A 409-nucleotide genomic window follows, 5' to 3' on the forward strand; every position below is an offset into this window, starting at 1 on the left:
CGTGGACATCTGGCTGACCATCGTCTGGGTCGCCTATCTGATCTTGTTCCTTGGCACGATCTTCAAGCGCAAGGAACCGCACATCTACGTCGCCAACTGGTTTTACCTCTCCTTCATCGTGACCATCGCGATGCTGCATGTGATCAACAACCTGTCGATGCCGGCCTCGTTCCTGGGCTCAAAGAGTTACTCCGCCTTTTCCGGGGTCCAGGACGCCCTGACGCAATGGTGGTATGGCCACAACGCCGTCGGCTTCTTCCTCACTGCCGGCTTCCTCGGCATGATGTATTACTTCGTGCCCAAGCAGGCGAACCGGCCGGTCTATTCCTATCGGCTGTCGATCATCCATTTCTGGGCGATCATCTTTTTCTACATCTGGGCCGGGCCGCCTCACCTGCACTACACCTCC

1 protein-coding gene is annotated in these 409 nt (G+C 57.0%); it reads left to right on the forward strand.

From position 1 onward, the window contains the following. Positions 1-409, forward strand: a 409-nt coding sequence (locus tag EOA22_RS37345; protein ID WP_206521619.1) for a cbb3-type cytochrome c oxidase subunit I, incomplete at both ends; no start/stop codon positions are given.

It is taken from the genome of Mesorhizobium sp. M7A.F.Ca.US.014.04.1.1, from assembly GCF_003998745.1.
Lineage (GTDB): Bacteria > Pseudomonadota > Alphaproteobacteria > Rhizobiales > Rhizobiaceae > Mesorhizobium > Mesorhizobium ciceri.